Below are 18,082 nucleotides of genomic sequence, written 5' to 3' on the forward strand. Positions count from 1 at the left end.
GTGCACCGCCTTCGGCGCAGAAACAATTCGAGCCCCCGGCAAACCACCGGGGGCCACGAATAGTTCGTATCGGAACTCAGAAGAGGCCAGCGAGGGCGGTGTCCGTGCCCTGCAATTCGGAGTTTCCCTTGTCGATCAGCGTCGCGGCACCGCTCAGCGTTGTGTTGAGCTGGACGACGTGCTGGTTCCACGTCGTCTGGTACTGCTCGAAGGCCTCCTTGGCCTGACCGCCCTGCGTGTCAAAGAATGCCTTGACCTTCTTCTCGAACGCCTCGAGCTCGTTCCGAATGTTCTCGGCGCGGTTGAGGATCTGGCGGGCACCGTCCGCAACGCCGTCGAAATTGGCGGAGATCGGCTTGTCCATGCTCATTATTCAGACTCCTATGTGGCGTGATTCTGGAAATTAGACCGCGGGCAGGTCGAGGCTGGAAACCTGCGTCTGGATCTTCGAGGCGAAATCGTGCGTCTGATCCGAGAACTGGTTGCTCATCTTGAGCAGGTTGTCGGCGGTCTGCATCAGCTGGTCGTTCATCTTGGAGGCCTGGAAGTAGTACCGCTCCATGAAGGCATTGAAGGCGTCGCGGGCCGCGCCCTGCCAGTTGGCGCCGTTCGTGACGTTGTCCTCGTCGGTCTTCAGCTGACTGATCGCGGCGTTCAGGCTGTTGTGCTGCTCCATGAACTCCTTCGCCTTCGCATTGATACCCTCGGTATCCGCAACGAAATTCCCTGGTGAAGTCATCGCTTCTGCTCCTGGTTCTGGTTCTGGTCAACATCCCGACTGCGAGTTGACCGCGTTCATATGGTTGGACGCGTCCTCGGCCCGTTCGGTTCCATCCAGTTCTAGAGAATCTGGCAGTTCCATCGCGTCACACGGGCGCTGTAGCGTTGTCGACCGGCTACATCACGGTCGGAGGGCTTCAGAGATCCCCCCGGATATCTCGGACCGCAATATCGTCGTTTCGGTCGCCACCAGCACACCGATCCCCTCCTTCCCCCTTCGCGGCCACCTGAACTGGCGAGTGGGCTGGCTGCGAACACCCTACCGAACAGCGCTGTGTCGCGTCTACAACACTGATCCCAGTTCGATGAGAGCCGTGGGGCACGTCCGACGCGTTACTTGACGATCTTGGCAATCGTGGGAACCATCTTGTCGGCCAATGTGTCCTGGGATTGCCCGGTCCACACCTGGAACGCCTGCACGGACGACGGATCGTCGACCACGACGATTTTCGCGTTGCTGGACAGGATGCCGCCCGGCAATCCGCGCATACCTCCGTTACCGGCTTGACTGTCGGTCCGCAGCACGATCACGACCTCGGAATCGACGTCCGTCGTATAGCTCGCGGCCGACAGTGCACGCGGTGACTTCTCGTCGCCAACGGCTTTGTATTTGGGGCTGTAGACAAACCCGAGATTCTGCAGGAACTTGGATTGCTCGCTGGGGTTCAGCACCACCGAGAGGGTGGAGTTCCCGAAATTGAAGGCGGTGACCGTCTTTCCCGCGAATTGCGGATTGGCATTGCGGGCTTGGGCCACCTTGTCGCCGCCACCGCCGGGATCCGATCCGCCCTTGGTCAATAAGAAGGTCCCCGCCGCGATGGCGGCAACCACCACCACGGCGAGTACACCGGGTACCAGGAAGCGACGGGCGGGCGATCGTCCGGTGTGATTCCGCTTGGTCGCGATCAGGCTCTGGTCCGTATTCTCGCGCGGCATGAATCCGGTAGTGGGAGTGTGGGTTTGGGTGCTGTATCCGGGGCCGGAATGATACGGATCCCCGACGACCGGTATCGGGATAGACGGATTCGAATAGCCCGCGACGGGCATGCGGGCATCGGTCGCGTACCCGGCCTCCGGCGCGCGGAACTGATTGCCGTAGAGCGCCGCCTCGGCCGCCTGGGTGAACTCGCGGCAGGTCGCGTAGCGCTGCTCCGGGTCCTTGGCCATAACCTTTTCGATCACCGCATCCAGTGCGGGTGGCAGACCGGGCCGGACCGCGCTCAGTTTCGGCGGAGGCTCGTGCAGATGCCCCATCATGACCACGGCGGGCATGGTCGACGGATACGGATTCTGACCGGTCAGCAGCTTGAAGAACGAGCAACCGAGGCTGTAGATGTCAGCACGGTGATCCAGGCTGGTTCCGACCAGCTGCTCAGGTGGGGCATACGCGACGGTGGCCATGAAATTGCCTGTCGCCGTAAGGTCTTGGCCGTCCTCGGACGACTTCGCGACACCGAAGTCGGTGAGCAGTACCCGCTCCTCGTCGCCTTCCTCGGCAGCGGAGAGCAAGAAATTGGCTGGCTTCACGTCGCGGTGCAGCAAACCGCGCCGGTGCGCGTAGTCGAGTCCCTTGCCGACCTCGGACACGACGCGCAGTGCGCGCTGCGGGGTCATCACCGACGGGCCTTTCCTGGCCTCGTCCGCGGCATCGACTCCATCGATGTACTGCATGGCGATCCAGAGCTGGCCGCTCTCCTCGCCACGGTTGTAGACGGCGACGATATTCGGATGGTCGAGTCCGGCGGCCAGATTCGCCTCGCGCTCGAACCGGGCGCGGAACTCGTCATCGGTGGATAGATCGGCACTGAGTACCTTCAGTGCATCGCGGCGGGGCAGGATCGGGTTCTGGGCCAGATACACCGTGCCCATGCCGCCGCTGCCGAGAACCTGCAGTACCCGGTAGCCTCCAACGATTGCGCCGGGCCGCAACGCCATTCGGTCCTCCTCAATAATGTCGAAGGCCCGAAAACGTGAGCCTCCGCGAGAAATCTAGCAAGTCGTCATTGGGTATTCGAGTCGCATCCGCACCGTCCTCAGCGGCTCTGGAGCAGGGCGTACTGCGCAGAGATCTTCTGGTGCAGGTCCTGCAGTTGCTTGCCAAAGGCCTGCACGACGTACCGATCGACCTGGAACAGACACAGATTCATAGACCCGGTCGGAAGCTTGTCGGTTACTCCGTCCGCGAAGCACTCGACATGGTCTCCGAGTCCGGCCGGAGAATCGACCAGCTTCTGGTCGGACTTCAGTGGCTGCCACTTCGTCCAGAGACCTTCCGCATCCTTCAGCGATTTGGTTCGGAAGACGACGGCATCACCGAACGCCACCAGATCTACGCCGTGCTTATCCAGCTCCGGCAGTGTTTCCGGGCTCGCATTCATCAACGACGCTGTCCCACGGCCGCTGAAAATGCCATCGGGTTCTGCGCGGATGGGTCTTTCCGGATTGCTGGGTATGGTGCGGCCGAGCAAACCTTGTGGGTCGAGCGGGATATGCGAGAGCTCACCTGCCGGAGTCGGCTGGAACTTGTCGAGCAGCGGAAGCTGCACATCGAGCATCTTCTCGACCTGCGAGGTCAATGCGGGCAGGTTGGGTGTCGAGGTATCGTCCACCACTTTGATGTAGACGACGTACCGATCGTGCACCGTCCACGAGCCAATGGAGGAGATGTCCGGCCGCCAGTGCATATACGTATTCGGCTTCGAGATCGGAGCCGGCTGGTTGTCGACGTTATAGGTGAAGTCGTCGTGTTCGAGGGTTGGTCCGACCGCGGACGCCGTTTGCGCATCGGGGAACATCAGCACCGCGATGTTCAGCGTGCGTCGCTTGTCTTCTTGCGCACCACCGGTTTTCCAAGCGTTGACCCAGCCCGCCACAAGGTCTTTCGCGACGTCATCGAAGGTGTCGTTGATGACGAGGCTGCCGAGGGGCTTTCGGTTGAGGACGATGTGCGTCGCGATGCCCCAAGCATCCTCGACGTAGGAAGGATCGGCTTCGTATGGCAGTGCCACGTAGTCGGCGAGTCGTTGTGCCTCGCGCGCTCGAGCCTGTTTGTCGCTCTTGGCATTACCGATCTGACGCGGTTCGGTCTGATAGTTGCCGACGTCGAGCTTCGACACGTCGGGTTCGACTCGGACCGGCTGACCGGTCACCTGCGAGCCGCAGCCTGCGGATGCGGTGGCGAGTGTGGCGGCTGTCAGCAGCGCCGCCGCCGTTCGAATGCCCCTCCGCCTGGTAGCGAGCTTCATGCCTCCCCTAACGCCCGTAAGCAAGTAACTTGTATTGCGCAGCGGCCTTTTGGTATGCCTCCTGCATATTGGTTCCCTGGACCCGCGCGACGTATCTGTCGTACGCGAGATAGCACACGGGTGGATACTTGAGCGAAGAGCCCTTTTTATCCTTGACATCGAAACACTTGGCGTCGGGCATATTCGGGGGTGCGTCGACCGGACGATATCCATCGGCCTTCTGATCGATCATGGCGGCGATCAGTCGGACGGTGCTGCTCGAATTCCGTGTGCGATATACCTTCTCACCGGCGTATGCGACCAGATCGACGCCCGCATCGTCGTAAGCGGCCTTGGCGAGTGCTGGGAAGTTCTCCGAATGCAGCGCGACGTGTCCGGGCATCAGCACCGTGCGATCGATTCCGGAGACACTCTTCTGCCGCTCTTCGAGCGGTAGCGTCCGGCCGAGTAATCCGTCCACATCCATCGGGAGGGATGCGAGCCGATCGATCGGTGTCGGCGAGTAGTCCTTCAGCATCTCGATCTGTTTGGTGAAGGCCGCCTGGGTGAAAGCGATCAGCGGCGCGGTATCTACAGGTTCACTCACCGGATCGTTGATATAGACGTAGAGCAGCATGGCGTCGTGCACGAGGAATGAGTCGAGGGTCCGTTTGCTGGGCGACCATTTCGCGCGAGCATTCGGATGCCCAGTGATTGTCACGGTCTCGCCGGGTAGCACCTCGGCCTGACGGTCCGCAAGGCGACGAGCCGCGGTCTCGGCCTTGCCCTGGTCGGCGAACCGGAGCGTATCCATGATCACCGAACTGCCGAGCCAGAATGGGCTCCGGCGCTCACCCGTCGTCTCCCACCCGGCGACGAGTCCTTGGGCGAGATCGGGGAATTCCTCGTTTTCGATCGACGAGATGGTCGCCGGGGATTTCAGGGTGGTCCGCCCATCGATGGTCGCCAGGCGTTGGAAAGCGAATTTCCCGTCTATATCGAAAGGTAGCGGTACCAGGTTTCCGAGCCGTATCGACTCCAGATCGGCTCCCGAGTCGGGCGTGCGTGTTGTTTCCATATCGCGCGGTGTTGTCGGATAGTTGCCGGAATCCAGTTCGGCAACGTCGATGGTCGGCGTGGTTGTGCCCTGGCTGTCACCGCAGGCGGTGGTCGCCGCGATGGCCACGACGATGATGGCGTACAGGCTGTGTCGCAATCGCATGGTCGGACTCACTCACTCTTCGCCAGAATCGCATACTGAGCGGCGGCACGTTGGTACAGCACCGGGTCTACCGCCCCTGCGAATCCTCTTGCGACGACGACGGCTACGTATCGCCCGTAGACCACAGCGCAGAACTGGTCGAAACTCCTGTTATCAGTCGCTGTATCAAGCTTGACGCACCGGACGTCGGGAAGACCCGGTGGCGGTGCGAGTACTTCGTCATTCCTACCGGTCTTGGCCAGCGCGGACTGCAGGTGGAAGGCGCTGGGTAGGTCACGCGCGCGGTAGATGATCGCGCCGCGGCGGCCGACTAGATCGACCCCGCTTTCCTCGAACGCCTTCTGAATATCGATCGGGTTGCGTTCGAAGTGCAGTTCGCCCGAGGGTTCGAAGTAGCCGAAGTCCGCCTTGCCGACGAACGGGTCGCTGTAATCCGGGGCCTCTGGCAGGGCTCGCCGCATGATGCTGTCCGGATCAGTGGGCAGGTCGAGGAGATCGTCCAGCGGTATGGGCTTCTGCTGGTCCAATCGGGTGACCTGGAGGTCGATGACCTTTCCGATATTGGTCGCTATCGCGGCCCGGTTCGCTTGGGGCAGTGCGGTATTCACCACGATCACATAGGGGCCGTGTGCGGTGAACGAGATGACCGTTCGGTCGTCCGCGGACGATGCCCGAGCATCCGTATGCCCAGGGATCGGCACCGGATGTCGGCCCGGATCACTGTTCGCGACCTGATCGAACTGGTCGGTGGCGGCACGACCTGCCGCATCGGTCGGAAAGCGCAGGACCGAGATGATCAACTTCTTGTGGTTGCGGAGATTGTCATTGCTGCCCACGACGTACACGCCGGCAAGGAGGTTGTTGTCCGTTGCGACGGGGCGGTACTTTTCTGGAAAGTACTTCTCGCCGATCATCGACTCGGCGTCGGACATGAACTTCTGATTCGACGTGTCGCTGATATCGCTGTCGATCTCATAGGGATGTACTAGGTAGTTGAGCATCCGGCGCGCTTCGATCAGCCGCATGTCGGGAATGCTGCTGATGCTTGGGTCATAGGTAGTCGGCTCCGGGGCGTACGCACCCGTCTTCAACGTCGCCACGTCCACTGGTGCCAACCCCGGCCCCGGATGCCCCGTAACGCTTGCCGCGCACCCCGCGCTCACTACGGCCAGCAACGCCACGAATCCGCCTCTGAACCTCACACTTCCCCCGTTCCGTCTCCCCGCACGCATACTCCCCGCGGGATCCTACTCGACGCAAGCCGCCGGCATCGGGGGCTGGAATTGTCACGGTCGGGGACAGTGGAGGCTACCTACCGAAGGCCAGCAGTTTGTACTGCGCCGCGAGCTTTTGGTCTAAATCTTGGCGCTGGTTGGCGGTGATGGTGGCTACGTAGCGGTCATACGTCAGGTAGCAGATGAATTCGACGAGGTTGCGGGATTTGGTCGCGTCGTTTTCGAGCTTCTTCGAGCATTTCGCGGTGGGTAGGCCGGGTGGGCTGTCGGTGGGTTCGAAGAGGCCGGTGAGTTGGTCGAGGAAGCTTGCGGTGAGTCTGCTTGCGGCGGCGGGGTTTGCGGTGCGGTAGATCGAGGAGTCGCTGTGGGCGATCAGGTCGACCTCGGCGTCGTCGAATGCGCGCTCGGTGATGTCGGGGCGTTCTTCTAGGTGCAGGGCGGCGTGGGGGGTGTAGGCGCCGGTGATGTCGGCGTAACCCTCGGCAGGCTGGTTCGCGAGCGTTCGGGCCACCAAGCCGTCGATATCGGCGGGTTCCTGTGCGACCTTGTCGGATGGTGTCGGGGTGTAGCCCTTCAGCAGTTCGAATTGTTTGTCGAACAGCTTCTTGGTGAAGTCGATCAGCGGGGCCGGATCCGGTGGGGTCGCGAGGCTGTTGCCGACGTAGGTGTATAGCAGGTAGTCGTCGCGCGCGATCCAGGTTTCGACGGCATCGTATTGGCTCAGTGCGGATTTGGCATTCGGATAGCCGGGGATCGACAGCGGTCCTTTGCGGGTGTATCTGTCGTTCTTCTCGTCGGAGAACACGTCCATGGCGGTCTTGGCCTGCGTGTTGTTCGAGAACCGCAGGAGCGTGAGATCGATGTTCAGCCCGAGCGAGTTGTCCTTCCTACGGTGCCCCGAGGTGGTCCATCCGGCGACAAGGCCGGGGGCGGCCGCGGCGAAGTCGTCGACGGATCCGCCGAGCCAGCCGTTTCGCGGCGGATTCTGCGGGGTGAACGGATGCAAGTAGAAGGGGCGGTGGTTGTAGACCAGGCGACTGTCCAGATCCATCATCAGCGGCACGAACTCGGCCAGCCGGATGGACTCCTGCACCGCACCGGTTTCCGTGGTTCGCTGCTTGTCGATATCGCGCGGCGTCGTCGGATAGTTTCCGGCCTCCAACTTCGACACATCTACCGAGGGGGCGGGGTCGTCGGACCCGCCGCAGGCCGCGGTCGTCGCGAGTGCGGCCGCTATTGCGAGGCAGAGCAAGCCGTTTCGGTATCGAAGGTTCATCGGTGCGCTCACTGGGTCTTGGCCAGGATCGAATATTGTGCGGCGGTCGCCTGGTATAGCGCCGGGTCGAATTTCCCGAGACCTTGCCCCTGCGAACTGAGCACCGCGACGTAGCGGTCGTACACAAGGATGCACAGGTATTTGCTGTTGAAGATCCGCTCCGGCGCGTCCAGTTGCAGGCAGCGTGCGTCGGGCAGACCCGGTGGGCTGCTGATCGCTTCGTCATCGGTGCCCAACTGCGCCAACGCATTTTGGAGCCGGAACGATGCCGCGAGGTCACGGGTGCGGTAGAGGGTCGACTGGTTCTGTGCGACGAGATCGGTACCGGCCTCCTGCAGCGCCCGCTTCAGATCGGGGCCGTTGCGCTCGAAGTGCAACTGCCCGATACCGTCGTAGATGCCTACGTATTTGTCCCGCGAGTACTCCCGCGTCTCCTTGGCCGGCGGCAGTGTGCGCCGCATGATCCCGTCGGGGTTGAGCGGCAGGTCGAGGATATCGTCGACCGGTGTCGGGACCAGGCTGTCCAGCTTGGGGATTTGCAGGTCGAGCATCTTCTTGAATTGGGTCCCAAGGGCTTTCGGGTCCGATTCCGGCATGGTGATCATGCTCAGCAGTACGAAAGGACCACGCGCGAGGAAGATATAGCCCTTCTTATCGTTGTCCGATGAGGCTCGAATATCCGGATAGCCGTCGATCGCGACCGGGTGCCGCCCCGGCTTGAACTCATCGGTTGCCCGGTCGAGTTCCGCCGCCGCGGTGCGTGCCGTGGTGTCCGACGGGAAGCGAAGTATCGCAATGGCCAAATTCTTGATGCTGCGCAGACTGTCGTTCGACCGCTGGGTGTACACCCCGGCGATGAAGTTGTTGCGCTCGACGACCGGTAGGTACTGCCCGGGCAGCACGCCGAGCAAACCGTCGTCGAAGTTCGTGGTGGTCGCCTCCACCAGACGGGTATCGATGAGGTGGCTGACATCGCTGTCGACGTCGTATGGCAGCACCAAATAACCCAGCATGCGCCGGGATTCGATGCGGAAGACATCGTCCTTGTCGAAGCCGTCCAACGTGTAATCCTGCGGTGCGGACGGATAGGGCCCGATGTTGAGGCTCCTCGGATCCACCGCGGACATGCCGGGGCCGGCGTGACCGGGAACTTCGGTGGCACAGCCCGCGATAACGCCGATTACGAGTATCGCCACCGTCGTGGCGATCGCTGCTGTTCGAAGTTTCGACTTCGCGGCGAATCTCACGTCCCACCCGTCCGTTCGCTTTCCTCCGGGCGGATCCTACTTCACCTGAGCTGCGAGCACTGAGATCAGCTTTTCCATGAGGACTGCTTCCGACCCCGCAATCCAGTCGCGAATGGCGCGAACCGTTTCGGGCTAGTCGATCGTCCGAGCAGGACAGCCTCAGACGCGCTGTGTGTCAGAGGCTGTTGGCCAAAAGTGCGTACTGCGCGGTCACCTTCTGCCGCACATCCGGCTCCTTATCGCTGGTGACCACACCGACATACCGCTTGTACGGGACGTAGCAGCGGTACTTGTACTGCCGCTCGGGATCGCCTTTGCTGTTGAGCTGCAAGCACTTCGCGCCCGGCACATCCTTGGGTGCGTCGATCGGGTCGAAGGTGTTGCGCACCTCGTCGATCAGCCCGTCGATGAACTTCTGGGCGGCCGGATAGTCGCGGACGCGGGTGACCGAGCCGTTGTCGACGATGGCGAACCGTTCGACCCCGGCCTCGTCCACCAGTTTCTGGGTCTTGGTCTCGTCCTCGGCCGACTGCACGAAGTAACTCGGCCCGTAGACCGCGAAGTTATCGGTATTCGGGGTGTGCCCACGTCGATCCGCGACCACCACGCGCGCGAGCATGCCCTCCGGGTCGATCTTCAGGCTGCTGAATTTGTCCTGCGGCGTGGCCTGGAATTTGTCCAATGCGGGGACCTGGGCGTCGAGTGTCTTCTCGACCCAACTCTGCAGGTCCGAACTGTCCGCGCGGGGTCGCCCGACGAACAGTGAGATGACGAACTCCTTGTGCGCCATGAAGGTTCCGACATTGGCAATGCCCGGGCGCCAGTGGATATAGGCATCCGGATATTTGCTCGACGTCAGTTTGCGGTTGTCGGGTGAGATGTTGATATCGGCGTCTTCGAGTTCCCGGGCGGCGATCTTCGCGGTGGCCTCGTCCGGGAACCGGAATACCACGTTGGTGATCGCGGTGGTGTCGGCCGACGGCCGGGTCTGACCGGGCGGATCGGGCTTATCGGAACCGCTGGTCGCGTATCCGGTGAGGTATTTGCGGTTCACCAGCACCGGCTTGGACGCGGATGCGACGTGTTCGACGGCCTCGTCGATGCTGCTGAGCACCTTGCCTTCGCGCCCGTAGGTGAGCGACGGGTCGATCTTCGAACTGGCGACCACGGCCTCCGACATCCGCATGCCCTCGACGAGCGCCCCGTTCGAGCCCGCGTCCTGGTCGTATTTGTGTCGATCGACCGGATAGGTGCCGACCTCGAGTTTGCGCACGTCTTGCTCGGCCGCGAGCGGCGTACCCTGCACGCCGCTGCAGCCGGCCAGCATCCCGGTCACCGCTATACAAGCCACAGCGAGCGCGATGCGCGAAGTCTTAACCACGACAGGCCCCTCGTTCCTCCCGATGTGTATCTGAAGTTACCGGATGGACGTCCGGGACGGGGACCCCTTAGGGCTTGGATTGCAATACCCTTGTCGATGTGGCGACGACCCCGCAATGCGCACCTCTGGAAGGCCGATTCCGTTGAAGGATCGGCAGGTTGAGGTCGTTGTCGGAGGTCACGCCGTCGCCCGGGTCGCGGGCGCGGTGGTGGTCGTCGCACATCGTGGGCATGCGCGCCCGACCCCGGACGCACCCGGCGTTATCGCGCTGGAATCGCTGGCCGAACTCGTGCGGGACGCCGCCGAACAGCATCCGGAGGGGCCGGGTGCACTGGTCGCGCGGGCGGCAACCCGCTGGCTGATGACCCATGCCGAGCGGATCAGTCCCGGTGCGCCGGTCGATTTCGGCATCCTGTCCGCGGCCGAGACCGGCGGGGTGGCGATCTTCCTGCACGGTGCCGTCACCGCGGTGCTCGCCGGTGACGGAACGCTCGAGCACTATCGGGGCAGCGATGCGGCCTTCACGGTGGACCGGGTCGCGACGGTACCCGCCAGAGCGGTCGCGCTCTTCGTGGACGACCCGGCGGGCCGTATTCCGGATCTGCCCGCCGAGCGGGGGATCGGCTGGTTGGTCGAGGGGATCGCGCAGGGGGGCGGCGCGATCGTCTGGTCGGACGCGGTGCGTGGCCGGCCCTCACCGGCGCGATCCGAGGGCGCGCATCCACCGCCGACCGCGCGCATCGACTCGGGACCGACCCAGCGCCCCGAACCACAGTCGGAGCCCGAACCACATCTGACCGAGACCCGCGCCTCGACCGCGATGCTCGATTCGGTTCAGGAGCAGGAACCGGTCGACCCGCATCACGCGCCGACCCAAATGGGCGGCACCAATCCGGCCCCGCGCCCGGATCCGGATCTGCAGCGCAGGCTGGAGGCCACCGCGAAGGCCACTGCCCTCACCGTCAAGGTGATGGGATTCAAGTGCGCGCGTGCGCATCCCAGCGATCCGCGCTCGGCGTTCTGCACCGTGTGCGGGATGCCGGTAGATCAGACGCAGCAGCTGATCGAGGTGGTCCGCCCGCCGCTCGGCATGCTGGTCCTCGACGACGGCATGACCTACATGCTGGCCGCGGACGCGGTCCTCGGCCGCGATCCGGAACATTCCGAACAGGCCCGCCGCGGCATGGTGCCGTTGAAGGTCGAGGATTCCTCGGGCGGCATGTCCCGCGCACACGCCGAGGTGCTGCTGGTGAATTGGGATGTGTCCCTGGTGGACCGGGGTTCCACCAACGGCACCCGAACCCGCCTGCCCGGTTACCGCGACTGGATCCGCCTACCACCCCACCAGCCGATGGGCCTGATACCCGGCACCGAAATCATGATCGGCAACCGAGTTTTGCGATTCGAGCCCGCCGCACCCCCGCCGTTCGGCTGACCCACTCGGTTGTCCCGCGCATCTGCCCAACGCAGCAACTGATTTCGTGCGGACATGGGTAACTCGCCGGGTACGGGCTAACGCGATCCGCCCGTACTGTCGGCCGCCAACGCTACTGTCCAGACACATGAGTCTGGCGCCTGAAGGTGCGGAGAGGCGGAGGAGCTCAGGAATAGCGCGACGTGCAGGTGTGCTCGCCATTGAGCACCCCGGCGCGGAACGCGTCGACCCGGGAGAACCCACTCGGTACGGTCTTGCCCTCGATATCGCTGGCCGCTAGTCCGTCGGCCAATAGACCGGAGACCGCTTCGTCGAGATCGCCTGCGGCCAAGACGATATCGCCCTGGGCCTGGGTTCGCCCTGGCTGCGCGAGCTTGCCGGTGACCACACCCGACAGGCAGGCCGCGCGCAATCCGGTCTTGGCGCCGACGAGCTGCTGGCCGTTGCTCTGCTGCACGGCGAGGGTGTAGCGCGAAATGAAGACGATGTAGCCGTTGTAATCGCCGGTCACCTTGAGTGGCAACGGATCATTGTCATCGGCATTGGAGGTGCCGCGCTGCGCGAGCGCGGGCACATCGGTCGCGATGGTGTGCTTGGCCGGACAATACGAAACCGGCGGTGTGGCAACGCCGTTCTTGCAGTCGATCTTCGCGCCGGAATAGTCGTAGGTCGGCGCCTGCTTCAGCGGCAGGATCGTGGCGAGTGCCTTGCTGAGCTCGATCAGACTGTCCTTGTCGATCGGATTCTCGCCGTGGCCGGGATCGTCCTTGAAGCTCTGCGGCAAATTGCCACGGCGGCGCTCGATCTCGTGCATATCGATGGCCTTGCACGCCTTCGGGCCATCGGTGAAGCCGATCTGCACGGCCGTGACCCGCTCGAACGCCGAACCGTGCACGCTCTCCGGATCATCCGGATTCGAGTCCCGAATGGCGACGGTCGCGGCCAGCACCGAGTTCAGGCCGTCGGAGGTATTGATGGTGAAGTGCTTGGATTTGCCTTCTGCCACATGGCGAATGAACGCACCCGAGAAGCAGTCGGCCTGCTGCTCTTTGACGATCACGGGATCCTTCGTCCCCACGATTTTCGCCAGGGTCTGGATGGCGTGTCCGTATTCATGGGCGAGCACCATGATCACGGCCATCTTGCCGAAGGTGTCCTCGATCGTCGGCAACAGCACCGAGCGGTCCCAGCCGATCGAGTTGTCCAGTCGGCAGTAGGCGGCGTTCACCAGGTGATAGGTGGATTCCCTGCAGAATTCGAGCGCCTGGCTGCGCGGCGCCTTCGCGCTCCAGGAGATCAGCTTGTCGACCGGCTTGAATTCGCCGTCGAAGTCCTTGCTGTATTCCGCGCGCCAGAATGTCTGGATATCATCGATCGCGTTGAGCGCCAGGGCATCCACCTCGCCGCTGTCGCCGTTCACCGCGGTGAGCGAGCTATCGGGGACGCCGTCGCGCGGTCCGCTCGGACCGTTCGTGGTGGGCAGTCCGGCGACCTTGAACGGATCGTCGTAGACCGAAACCGCTCGACCGTGCACCGAGCGAGTACAACCCGCCAACATTGCGATTACGCATAGTGCTGCGGCAATGACTGCGGTCGCTCGGAGTTTCGGCAAGGCTCCCCCTAGTCGGCCGGTCGCACGTTCATAACGGTCTCCGGATCGGGGCAAAAGGCGCATCGGGGGCACCGCCGAAGTCCGGGTGATGGAATAGTATCCGCTGCATGTCTTTACCGGGGGCGCAGACCATCACCGTGCGCCATGATGGAACCGAACGGGTCTTCGATTCGAATCAACAGGTCACGATGGGCCGCGCACCGGAAGTGACGTTGTTCGTGGACAGCCCGCTGGTCTCGCGGGTGCATGCGACGCTCGCCTGGCAGGGGAACAGCTGGGTACTCACCGACAATGGCAGCACCAATGGCGTTTTCGTGGATGCGCGGCGATTGAGTCAGCCGGTGCCGATCAATCGGCCCACGCAGGTGCGGCTCGGTGATGCGATCAGCGGTCCGCTGCTGCATCTGCTGCCCACGACGCAGGCCCGGCCGCAGCGGCCGCCGGTCGCGCAACCGCCATCGTCGCAGCCGCAGTCGTCGGTGCCCCCGGGGTATCAGCATCCGCGGCGGACACCGCAGGCACAGCCACCATCCCAGCAGCGTCCGGAACAGCATCTCCCACAGCAGCGTCCGGAACACCCGCCGTCGCAGCCGCAGCTCCAGCAGCGCCCGGAACCGCACCTCCCACAGCAGCCGCCCTCGCAACCCCAGCTCCAGCAGCCACCGCCATCCCAGCCGCAGCAGCCGAACGTCAATATGACCTTCAAGGCCGACACCTCGATGCTGCCGCCGGTCCGCTCCCGCCAGTCCACCGCGGCGATCGCCAGGGCCGACCGTTTGCCGCCCGGCGGACTCAATATCGGTCGTACTTCCGACAATCAGATCGTCGTCAACGATCCGCTGGCCTCGCGCAAGCACGCCCGCCTTGTCGCGGCATCCGAAGGCCTGACCATCGAGGACCTCGGCTCGGCCAACGGCACCTTCGTCAACGGCCGTCGCGAGCAGCGCACCGTGCTGCGCGAACGCGACATCATCACCATCGGCAATATCGACTTCGTCGTCCAGCAGGGCACGCTGGTGCATCGGCAGAAGCCGGTCGCCGAACAGGGTCTGCACGTGCATGGCGTCGGATTCACCGTCGAGGGCAACAAGCAACTGCTCGTCGATGTGAATATGCAGGCGGGGCGGGGCACGCTCACCGCACTCATCGGACCTTCCGGTGCGGGCAAGTCGACGCTCTCGAAACTGATCGCGGGCAGCACGCAGCCCTCCGGCGGTGTGGTCACCTTCGAAGGTCGCAATCTGCACGCCGAATACGAGGCGCTGCGTTCCCGCATCGGCATGGTGCCGCAGGACGATGTGCTGCACCGTCAGCTGACCGTGCGCCAAGCCCTCGGCTACGCCGCCGAACTTCGACTGCCGCCGGACAACTCGAAGGCCGACCGCCAGCAGGTGATCGACGGTGTGCTGAAAGAACTTTCGCTCACCGAACATGCCGAGACCAGGGTGGACCGGCTCTCCGGCGGTCAGCGCAAGCGCGCGTCGGTGGCGCTGGAACTGCTCACCGGTCCGTCGCTGCTGATCCTGGACGAACCGACTTCGGGTCTGGATCCGGCGCTGGACCGTCAGGTGATGACGATGCTGCGCGAGCTGGCCGATGCCGGGCGCACCGTCATCGTGGTCACCCACTCGGTGGCCTGCCTGGACATGTGTGATCAGGTGCTGTTGCTCGCACCCGGTGGCAAGACGGCCTTCTGCGGTCATCCGGCCAGCGTCGGCGCGGCTATGGGCACCAGCGACTGGGCGGAGATCTTCGGGCGGGTCGCCGCGAATCCGGATCAGGCATTCGCCGCGTACCGGTCCAGGCTGGCCTTCGCGCCGCCACCGCCACCGCCCGCGCCGCCGCGGCAGGGGTCGGCGGGCAGCCCGCCGCAATCCGGGCGCGCCAAACAGTTCTCCACCTTGGCGCGACGGCAGGTGCGGTTGATCTTCGCCGACCGCGGTTACCTGGCGTTCCTCGTGATCCTGCCCTTTATCCTCGGTGCGCTGTCGCTGGTGGTGCCGGGCAGCAACGGTTTCCAGAGCGGTCCGCTCGAGCAAGTGCAGAGCGGCAACGAGGTGCTCTTCGTCCCGTCCGGTGGCAGCGAGACGCAGCAGCTGCTTGTCGTCTTGATTCTGGGCGCCTGCTTCATGGGGTCCACGCTGACCGTGCGCGATCTGGTCGGCGAGCGCACCATCTTCTATCGCGAGCGCGCGGTCGGGCTGTTGCCCTCCGCGTATCTGCTCGCCAAGATCGCGGTGTTCAGCATTACCGCGTTCCTGCAGGCGGCGGTGCTGGTCGGTATCACCCTGGTCGGTAAGAAGCCGCCGCTGGAGGGTTCGGTGATCCCGAACGGGCCCGCCGAGCTCTATCTCGATATCGCGTTGACCGCGGTGTGCTGTGTGGTCTTCGGCCTGCTGCTGTCCAGTCTGGCGAAGTCCAACGAGCAGGTCATGCCGATGCTCGTGGTGATGATCATGGTCCAGCTGGTCATGGCGGGCGGCCTGATTCCGGTGACCAACCGGGTGGTGCTCGAGCAGGTCTCGTGGCTGTTCCCGTCACGGTGGGGCTATGCGGCCGGGGCGTCGACGGTGGATATTCGGACACTGTTCGCCAACGCGCAACCCGACGCGCTATGGAAGCACGAGCCGAATATCTGGTATCTCGATATCGGCCTGCTCGTCGCGATAACCGCGGTGTTGGCGATCATCACCTGGCGCCGGCTGCGGTTGCGGAAGTCGAACGCGTGAGGGGCCGCTCAGGCGGGCTCTCACCGGATGTGGTGAGCATGTCGCTCGCGCAGCAGGCACACTTATGCCTGTGACGGTGCGAGTTGGGGCAGTACATCTCGGGTGGGATGTGGTGTCCGTTGCCGCGGGCGGCGGTGGGACACCGATCCGCCCCGTGCAGGTAGAAGGTACATACACGCCACCGGCATATCTGCTGGCGGATTCGTCGGGTCGGCTGCATACCGCCGGAGTCGAGCGGCAGCGGCCGGATCTGGGAATGGCGATCGCCGATGTGCGCGACATCCTCGGCCATCCGCAGATCGTGGTGGCCGGTGCGACCTGGCCCGCCGAGTTGGTCTTCCGCGCCCGTATGTACAACCCGCTCGCGGCCATCGGCAAATATCTGCGCGGCAAACCGGATCTGGTCGCGCTGCCGTTCCCGGACGGCTGGCCCGACGCGAAGGTCGATGTGTACGTCGACCTGGTCGAACGGCTGGACGTCACGGTCGAACCACTGCCGGAAAGTGTTGCGCTGTCCGGCTATGTGCGTGCGCTCGGTCTGGTGCGATCCCCGGACGATCGCAATCCGCGCGGCATCGGAGCGACCGGGGTTTACTCCGACGGGCGGACCATGCTGGTCGTCGCGGTGCACGGCGACGATGAGCAGCCGACCGAATCGGTCGACGTGCCGGTCACCGCGGAGGCCATGCGCGATGCGCGTTCGGCCGACAATGTGGTGATCGAGGTGATGGCCGCGGCCCGCTCGATCGGCGCGGACACCTCGACGGTGCTGCTGTCCGGCAATGTCTGCTTCAACGACGCGCTGCGCTTGGCGTTCCAGAACCATCTCGGGCACCGGTTGCATGTGGCCGATCACCCGATGCACGCGCTGGTGCTCGGTGCCTCGCATCTGCTGGTGACCGATAACGAGAACGGTGAGCCGGAGTCGGCGGGACGGCATGCCGAGCCGGCGCCGCCGCGGGTGCGGCAGGTGGAGTCGGCGCAGTATCAGGCCGAATCGGCACAGCAGCAGGCATTGTCGGCACAGCGGCAGGTGGACGCCGCACAGGCGCAGGCATTGTCGGCGCAGCGGCAGGCCGAGGCGTTGCAGGGGCGGTCGGATGCGCCGTCTCGTTCTGAGCAGGTCGGGCGGCCGGAGCAGGGGCCGGCGCGTTCCGAGCAAGGTCCGGTCCGGTCTGATCCGGGGCAGGTCCGGCCTGAGCACGGGCAGGGCCAGCGCGAGGCCGGGCAGTCACATCCGCCGGTGGTTCAGTACGGACCCGGATATCCGACTGTGCAGCCGTCGACCGAGCCGACGGGAGAGGAGCCGACCACCCGGGTCGGCCGGGAGTCCTTGCCGCCGAACCTCGCCGAGTTGGGGAGCCGATTCACCCGCCCGCCCGGGCAGTATCCGGACGAGCAGCGGCCCAGCGTTATCGGTCGGCCTCCCACACCACCGCTGGGTCCACGCGGTCCCTACCAGCCGCAGCAGGACCAACCGCCGCAGTCGGAGTGGCATCCGCACGAATCGGACGATGACGCGGACAAACCGCGCAAGGGCAAGCGCTGGGGCAAATTGTTCGGCGCGCAGGCGGTGGCCGGTGCCGCCGCACTGGCCGCGATGGCCATGCCGTCCGGTGGTGACCGGGTCGAACTGGCCGCTTCGGTCGCCGGGGCGCCGGTCTCCTGCCCATTGACCCCATACGTCACCAATGAGCAGCGTGAAGGCATCGCCGCGGCTCGCGGATACGACCCGGGCCTGGTGTCGGAACCGGGCGATTCCGGATTCGATGTCGCGGGTGCGGAGTGCGCGCAGCCGAGCATCGACGTCCCTCGTTACGTGGTCCCGGGCCCGCCCGGTGCCATCGACCACGGCCCGCCGATCGAGATCTGACCGGTTTCATACCGCTGGGGCATGGCTGGTATCGTTGCCCGTTGGCGTGTGGAAGTACGTCGAGCCCT

At 64.2% G+C, this 18,082-nt stretch carries 13 protein-coding genes; 3 read left to right on the forward strand and 10 right to left on the reverse strand.

Going from position 1 to position 18,082, the window contains the following annotated elements:
* Positions 1 to 76: 76 nt before the first annotated feature.
* From ON44_RS05340 to ON44_RS05380, 9 genes are all read right to left on the reverse strand, one after another.
* Entirely contained in the window at positions 77 to 370 is a 294-nt protein-coding gene (locus ON44_RS05340) for a WXG100 family type VII secretion target (protein WP_245567018.1), read from the reverse strand.
* 33 nt (positions 371 to 403) lie between these two features.
* Entirely contained in the window at positions 404 to 739 is a 336-nt protein-coding gene (locus ON44_RS05345; RefSeq protein WP_040686683.1) for a WXG100 family type VII secretion target, read from the reverse strand.
* A 374-nt stretch (positions 740 to 1,113) separates the two neighbouring features.
* Positions 1,114 to 2,715: a serine/threonine-protein kinase gene (locus ON44_RS05350; RefSeq protein WP_040686684.1), complete on the reverse strand. Its 1,602-nt coding sequence runs from the start codon at positions 2,713 to 2,715 to the stop codon at positions 1,114 to 1,116.
* Positions 2,716 to 2,813: 98 nt separating this feature from the next.
* Positions 2,814 to 4,025 carry a DUF7373 family lipoprotein gene (locus ON44_RS05355; RefSeq protein ID WP_040686685.1) on the reverse strand — a complete coding sequence of 404 codons (1,212 nt, stop codon included), beginning with the start codon at positions 4,023 to 4,025 and terminating at the stop codon, positions 2,814 to 2,816.
* Between the two features lie 7 nt (positions 4,026 to 4,032).
* Positions 4,033 to 5,226: a DUF7373 family lipoprotein gene (locus ON44_RS05360; RefSeq protein ID WP_040686686.1), complete on the reverse strand. Its 1,194-nt coding sequence runs from the start codon at positions 5,224 to 5,226 to the stop codon at positions 4,033 to 4,035.
* 8 nt (positions 5,227 to 5,234) lie between these two features.
* Positions 5,235 to 6,251 (reverse strand): DUF7373 family lipoprotein, encoded by a 1,017-nt coding sequence (locus tag ON44_RS05365; protein WP_245567019.1) that lies wholly within the window; start codon positions 6,249 to 6,251, stop codon positions 5,235 to 5,237.
* A gap of 283 nt (positions 6,252 to 6,534) precedes the next feature.
* The gene (locus tag ON44_RS05370; RefSeq protein WP_157187060.1) at positions 6,535 to 7,737 is read right to left on the reverse strand and encodes a DUF7373 family lipoprotein; all 1,203 of its coding nucleotides are present in this window, start codon (positions 7,735 to 7,737) and stop codon (positions 6,535 to 6,537) included.
* An 8-nt stretch (positions 7,738 to 7,745) separates the two neighbouring features.
* Positions 7,746 to 8,933, reverse strand: a complete 1,188-nt coding sequence (locus tag ON44_RS05375; RefSeq protein ID WP_051181570.1) for a DUF7373 family lipoprotein — start codon at positions 8,931 to 8,933, stop codon at positions 7,746 to 7,748.
* 226 nt (positions 8,934 to 9,159) lie between these two features.
* The gene (locus ON44_RS05380; RefSeq protein ID WP_040686689.1) at positions 9,160 to 10,365 is read right to left on the reverse strand and encodes a DUF7373 family lipoprotein; all 1,206 of its coding nucleotides are present in this window, start codon (positions 10,363 to 10,365) and stop codon (positions 9,160 to 9,162) included.
* 115 nt (positions 10,366 to 10,480) lie between these two features.
* Here ON44_RS05380 and ON44_RS05385 point away from each other — a divergent pair, with 115 nt between their 5' ends.
* Positions 10,481 to 11,800 carry an FHA domain-containing protein gene (locus tag ON44_RS05385; protein ID WP_051181572.1) on the forward strand — a complete coding sequence of 440 codons (1,320 nt, stop codon included), beginning with the start codon at positions 10,481 to 10,483 and terminating at the stop codon, positions 11,798 to 11,800.
* Positions 11,801 to 11,966: 166 nt separating this feature from the next.
* Here the strand turns inward: ON44_RS05385 and ON44_RS05390 are convergent, their stop codons facing one another.
* Complete coding sequence (locus tag ON44_RS05390; protein ID WP_051181573.1) at positions 11,967 to 13,358, reverse strand: neutral zinc metallopeptidase; 1,392 nt, start codon at positions 13,356 to 13,358, stop codon at positions 11,967 to 11,969.
* 161 nt (positions 13,359 to 13,519) lie between these two features.
* On the opposite strand from ON44_RS05390, the gene ON44_RS05395 reads away from it, so the two are divergent.
* Together ON44_RS05395 and ON44_RS52325 are read left to right on the forward strand one after the other, a co-directional pair.
* The gene (locus ON44_RS05395) at positions 13,520 to 16,141 is read left to right on the forward strand and encodes an FHA domain-containing protein (protein WP_040686691.1); all 2,622 of its coding nucleotides are present in this window, start codon (positions 13,520 to 13,522) and stop codon (positions 16,139 to 16,141) included.
* 70 nt (positions 16,142 to 16,211) lie between these two features.
* Entirely contained in the window at positions 16,212 to 18,014 is a 1,803-nt protein-coding gene (locus ON44_RS52325; protein ID WP_245567020.1) for a hypothetical protein, read from the forward strand.
* The last annotated feature ends 68 nt before the right edge of the window (positions 18,015 to 18,082 follow it).

The sequence above is a fragment of the Nocardia vinacea NBRC 16497 genome (genome assembly GCF_000308835.1).
Classification (GTDB): domain Bacteria; phylum Actinomycetota; class Actinomycetes; order Mycobacteriales; family Mycobacteriaceae; genus Nocardia; species Nocardia vinacea.